A 5,492-nucleotide genomic window follows, 5' to 3' on the forward strand; every position below is an offset into this window, starting at 1 on the left:
GCCCGCACGTTCATGTTCGGGCCTTGTCTGGTGGCTAACACACCGCTGTGGCAGCCAAACGGGTGAAGCATGGCGCGCAGTGCTGTGTCGTATTGTGTGCCTTCCGGATGTTCCAGCGCCGTGGCAAAACGCATCCATTCTTCACGGTATTCGTATTTGTTGGCAAAGAAATGTTTGGTGATAAAAACCATGATGTTTTTGCGAAACGTATCTGACAGAAAGAGGCTGGCCAGCACCAGTGCGCTTAACGCAAAAAACAGAATCTGAACCGTCTCGCTCCAGCTTTCGCCCATGGATTTGATATAAAAACCCGCGAGTGCCATCACCAGCAGATATCCTGCTGCAACAAGTAACAGCGTGCTGTGATAAATGATATCCCGCGAGACGTACACCCGGCTTTGCCAGTGCTTGATGCGCCGGGCGGTCAGCAGGATGAAAGGCAGGGACATCAGGGCTATCCAGCCTCTGCCAAGCCAGAAGCCGGAAGCCAGGATATTGGTAAGAAAAGCATCTGCATAAAGCGCAAAGTGGTAAGCGAAATAGACCCCTAATCCCAGACAGATAGGCTTGATGGCCCAGCGTTCGTCTTTATGGGTTCGGCGAAAGCGCAGTTCGACAAACCACAGGCCGATAATTGCCTGACATAAGTGCAGAAAAAGGAAAGTACGCTGGCCAAATACAGGCCAGATGAAGCGTGCCAGTTCAAGCACTATGGTCGCGGCGATGAACAGGCAAAGCCAGCGGGGGGCTTTCTCCCTGAGAATGTCTTTCACCTGCCCGGCGTTGGTTAAGCTGCTGGACACCAGCAGACACCAGCCCAGCGTCAGTAAACTCTCGGTCAGCAGCACAGGTAAAATAGAGAGCTGGTAGCGATATTGAATAAATGACGTGATGGCCCAGGCTGCGCCAAGGAGGCAGGTGAGCTGTAACAGCCTTTTTGGCATGCTTTTTTCTTTGGTTGTCAGCAACAGCAAAAAAATGAACAGAAAACCGGTTGCGGCTGACAGGTAGCCAATGTTTCCAAGCAAAGTATCCAAATATGCCTTCCTTTATTCAACGAGGAATCCCAGCGCAAGTAACCGCTGAGTTATGGCTGAGTAATGCCTGAGTCACTGGGAGTGCAGCCGTTCGCTCAGTAGGACATTTTTGCGATTCCTATTGAGAGAATAGTTCAGAATTGTGCAAAGAGGAGGGGGTCAGTACCTGTTAACGTTATTGTTACTGGGTTGCGGTGGATAGCAGAGGGTGTGAAGGGAAACCTGCGGGGCATGATGCAGCCAGTTGATCCAGTCTGTCATGCTGACTGAACAGCGCACTGGCATGAAGGCTAACAGCAGAATGAATAATGGCACAAGGTTAAGTACCAGTATTAGCATGAGTTTTTTCACAACAGCTCATCCTCTTTCCCAGCCACCTCCGTCCTTTGGGGGTTAAATAATCTTTTGAGTTATACAGAGAAAGATAGCGTTATTCTCCTCTTCGCTTTGGCTTAATGTTAAGAACGCCGCTCGTTCAGATTTTTGCCCTGTTGCTTCAGAGCCTGTGAAGCCGGTGCCGATTCATTAAACTGACGTATTTCTCTCATCATTCTGCCGCAGAACTGACACGTTTGAGTCACACATTCTTTTCATACTCGTATCGAACACCAACTTCGGATGGAGACAGTATGGAAACCGTAAGTCCTTTTCGTTTGCCACGGAAAACCCCGTTTGGGGTCGGTGAGAAACTGACTGAGTGGGCGACGGGGTTGCACAGACTGAGTCGCTTTTATGCTGACAGGCCTGTGGGACAAGATACCGAGTCGTTTCTTCGCTATTCCCTTGATGTGCTGGGGATAGATTTTCATGTTGTAAAAGGGAGTTATCAGAATATCCCCGCGCAGGACGCTGTCGTGGTGGTGGCGAATCACCCTCTTGGTTGCGCAGAGGGCATTATTCTGGCCCAGATACTGCGAGGGATCCGGCCGGATGTGAAAATTCTGGCCAACCATTACCTCAAGACGGTCCCTGAACTGGACTCACTGTTCATTGGTGTTGATGTATTCGAAGGGGAAAGCGCGCTTCGGGCCAATGTTAAAGCCTTGCGCGAAGCCAACCGCCATTTGAGCGACAGGGGATTGCTGCTGGTATTTCCGGCCGGTGAAGTGTCGGCTTATGACAGGCAATCAAGGCAGCTTCGCGACAAAGAGTGGAGTAAATCGGTCAGCCGTTTAATTCACAAACATAAAGCCACCACGGTGCCTGTGTTTATCGGCGGGCGCAACAGCCGCCATTTCTACATGGCGGGGAAAATTCATCCCATGCTGCGCACCCTGATGCTGGGAAGAGAGATGCTGAATAAGCAGCAATCGCCGATTCCGATTGCAATCGGCGACAGCATTCGGTTCAGCGAAGTGAAAAATATCAGTGACGACCAGCACTTAGTCAATTATCTGAAATTCAATACCTATTTGCTGGGCAGCCAGGCCGGTTTGATACCATCAAGCACCTCCGCTTCTGTCGTGGATACGTCAAAAATGGCCTTTTCAGGTGAACCCATAGATGCGCCTGTCCCCTTATCCTTACTGAAAAAGGATATCGCCAGCCTCGGTGATGACGAGTGGATGCTGAGCAGCGGTGAGTTTGATGTTTACTGTGCACGGGCCAGCCAGATCCCGGCAATATTGCAAGAGTTGGGACGCATCCGCGAAATTAATTTCAGGGCGGTGGGAGAAGGCACAGGAAAAGCGAGCGATCTGGATAGTTTCGATGAGAGTTATCTGCACCTGTTTGTCTGGGATCGTCAGGCTGAAAAAATTGTAGGCGCATACCGGTTGGGACTGACGGATGAACTGATTGCCAAGCACGGCTTGAAAGGCCTCTATTCCCGTACGCTGTTCCGGTACGACGAGCGGTTTATCAGCCAGTATGGCGCTTCCATTGAGCTGGGGCGCTCAGTGGTGGCAGAAGAGTACCAGCGCAGTCTGAGTGCGTTATTGTTGTTGTGGAAAGGTATATCGGCATTCGTGTGCCGGCATCCGAAATACACGCATCTGTTCGGCCCGGTCAGTATCAGTGATGAGTACAGCCATGAGGCCAGACAGTTGCTCGCTGCTTGTATGTCTGTGCATCATGCCGATGAAAGCAGCGCACGTTTGGTGGCGCCGACACATCCCTTGTCCAGCAATAACCGGGTGTTCTGGCAGCCAGATATGTTATCGGCACTGGCGGACGTCCAACTGCTTTCTAAGGTGATTGCACGGATGGATGCAGGAAAAAGCGTACCGGTATTATTGCGGCAGTATCTGGGTTTAAACGGTAAGCTGGTGTGCTTTAATGTTGACCCTGAGTTCAATGATGCGCTGGATGGATTGATTGTCGTGGATTTAACCCAGGTCCCGGAAAAGACCTTAGGTAAGTATATGACGCCGGAGAAAGCCTCAGCGTACCTGGCCCACCATGGCAAGGTTGCGGGCTTAACAGGCTAATCAGGGAGTGGCGGAATCAAGTGGCACGGACAAGTCTTTGGGAACAAAGGTCAGTACGTGCTGCTCTGTCGTCAGTGATAAGGTATCGCTTTCAAGTGCAGTGGTATTCCATTGCTGCAATGCGCTGACGATGACCGCCTCGACAGTGGCAACCTCATTCTGGATACAGGCCATTTTAGTGGATACGAGTGAGGTTATACGGAACTGGTTACCGTTTTTAAGCTCCGCCAGACCCATGAACTGATTGCAGCCACTGAATCCTGTCGCTTTAAACTGGCTGTCCAGGCTCAGGCTGATGGGGGTGCGCGTTTCTATCTGAGTGATCTCTCTGCCATCAATTTTGGTTAATACCCAGTCTTGCTGCAAATCGCTGGCAGTAAATCCTGCTTTTGGCGGAGGGTTGCAACCCAAAAGGCTCAATAAGACCATAAACAGTAGCCACTTTTTCATGTGAGCTTCACTCTCAGGTGTACGGCAATGTCACTCTAATAGTAGCAGTTAACCGTTTACAGCAGTGGCAGACTCGCGAGACAAGCACGGCAAACACACTTACCTTCAGGCAAGCTGCTGGTATCGCGTCTGGCCAGTTCAAAGCACCAGCACTGGCTGTTGCCGTCCTCAATCGCGCAATAAGCCGGTTGACCACAACGTTCGCAGTTATGTGTGGTTTCAACTCCCTGGATTTGGGCGATAGTCTGGGTGTGCGCGTCATCGTCCATTACTCGCCACTCTCCGATTTCTTTCATGGTTCGCAGGCAACCACTGCAGATCCCTTCCTGATTTTTACACTTCGCCACGCACGGTGTCTTCACTTGCCAGTACTCACTTCAAAAAGCGGCTAGTTTACCCCAGACCAAGTGAAATGTATTGGTCCGGGGTTGGCAGGTGAACAGCAAGACACGCCAGCTTGTGGTTAGCGTTTACGCCAGATGGTCATCTCAGACACAGTATGCTGGAATTTCCGTTTCGTCTCGCGGATCACGAACGGAATTTCTTTGACTGCAATCAGTTCGAAATGCGGGATCAGCGTTTCAGTGAGCCCGTCTAAGGTGGTGAAATTCTCGCCATTCACCTTAATTCCCCCCAGCCACATGTCTTTGGGCGTATAGTTTTCCAGCCAGGTGTAGGGCGAGGTAATGACCAGATATCCCCCCGGCACAATCCGTTTGGCAATACTGTTAAGAAAGGCCTTGGGATCGGCCAGCCGGTCAATGAGATTGGAAGCGTAGACCAGATCATAGTCGGTAAACTGCGGCTTGAGATTACAGGCATCGCCTTGGCTGAAGTGAATATTGCCTTTCAGGTTCTGGTAGCCTAATTCGTCAAGGGTAATGCTTTTAAACTCCACCAGATCGCCTTCGGTCGGAATGGTATAGCGTTTCTCCCCCTGCTCAAGCAGGGCATACGCTTGCTGAATAAAGCGGGCGGAAAAGTCTATGCCGTCAACGTGGTCAAAGCGTTTTGCCAGTTCAAAGCTGGCTCTGCCGACGGAGCAGCCGATATCCAGTGCCCGTTGCGTACTGTGCAATGAAATTTCCTGCAGGCACTGCTTAACCCCGTTGACACAGAAATTAGGTACAGAGAAATACTCATTCCCATAGTGAAATTCCAGGTATTGCGCGATTAACTCATTGGTTTCATAAATATTCAGATTGGCCATACTGGCTGGATCCTGTTCAGAGGCGACATACCGAAATCCCGCATGCTGATAAAAATGACGACGAAAAGCGTAGCGCGATTCGGGGATAGTCTCATTACCGGTTGAAATCCATGAGCCGCCTTTGATCAGATTGTGCTGGCCGTCAAAGGTGGGGGTTGAGAAGTCATCGTATAACGGGTGGACGTTAAACCCCTGAAAGCCGTCGATGGCGGATTCAGTCCATTGCCATACATTACCCACTATGTCGCACAGGCCGTTATGTTCAAAGCGGTCAACCGGGCATGACGAGGCATAATAAGCCAGCTCGGTATTTCCCGGCGCTTCTTGCCAGGAGGGGGAAGCCGTATCAAGGCATTGTCTCAGAAT

General features: G+C 50.8%; 5 protein-coding genes. 1 reads left to right on the top strand and 4 read right to left on the bottom strand.

The genetic code is table 11. From position 1 onward, the window contains the following. Positions 1-1,037, bottom strand: a 1,037-nt coding sequence (locus tag P0Y67_RS22145) for a hypothetical protein (RefSeq protein WP_342393621.1), incomplete at its 3' end; no start/stop codon positions are given. Between the two features lie 629 nt (positions 1,038-1,666). Here P0Y67_RS22145 and P0Y67_RS22150 point away from each other — a divergent pair. Further along, positions 1,667-3,466: a lysophospholipid acyltransferase family protein gene (locus P0Y67_RS22150; protein WP_342393622.1), complete on the top strand. Its 1,800-nt coding sequence runs from the start codon at positions 1,667-1,669 to the stop codon at positions 3,464-3,466. Here the strand turns inward: P0Y67_RS22150 and P0Y67_RS22155 are convergent, their stop codons facing one another. The 3 genes from P0Y67_RS22155 to P0Y67_RS22165 all read right to left on the bottom strand — a co-directional run. Then, positions 3,467-3,916: an META domain-containing protein gene (locus P0Y67_RS22155; RefSeq protein WP_027251613.1), complete on the bottom strand. Its 450-nt coding sequence runs from the start codon at positions 3,914-3,916 to the stop codon at positions 3,467-3,469. A gap of 56 nt (positions 3,917-3,972) precedes the next feature. Then, the gene (locus P0Y67_RS22160; protein ID WP_446728871.1) at positions 3,973-4,263 is read right to left on the bottom strand and encodes a cysteine-rich CWC family protein; all 291 of its coding nucleotides are present in this window, start codon (positions 4,261-4,263) and stop codon (positions 3,973-3,975) included. A 116-nt stretch (positions 4,264-4,379) separates the two neighbouring features. Beyond that, the coding region (locus P0Y67_RS22165; RefSeq protein ID WP_342393624.1) for a putative 4-mercaptohistidine N1-methyltransferase at positions 4,380-5,492 on the bottom strand (1,113 nt) is incomplete at its 5' end.

This window comes from Photobacterium sp. SP02, assembly GCF_038519165.1.
Classification (GTDB): domain Bacteria; phylum Pseudomonadota; class Gammaproteobacteria; order Enterobacterales; family Vibrionaceae; genus Photobacterium; species Photobacterium halotolerans.

What these genes read in the sequence shown, in the direction of transcription:
- P0Y67_RS22155 (WP_027251613.1), bottom strand. Translation starts at nt 3,916, where the DNA reads ATGAAAAAGTGGCTACTGTTTATGGTCTTATTGAGCCTTTTGGGTTGC.
- P0Y67_RS22150 (WP_342393622.1), top strand. Translation starts at nt 1,667, where the DNA reads ATGGAAACCGTAAGTCCTTTTCGTTTGCCACGGAAAACCCCGTTTGGG.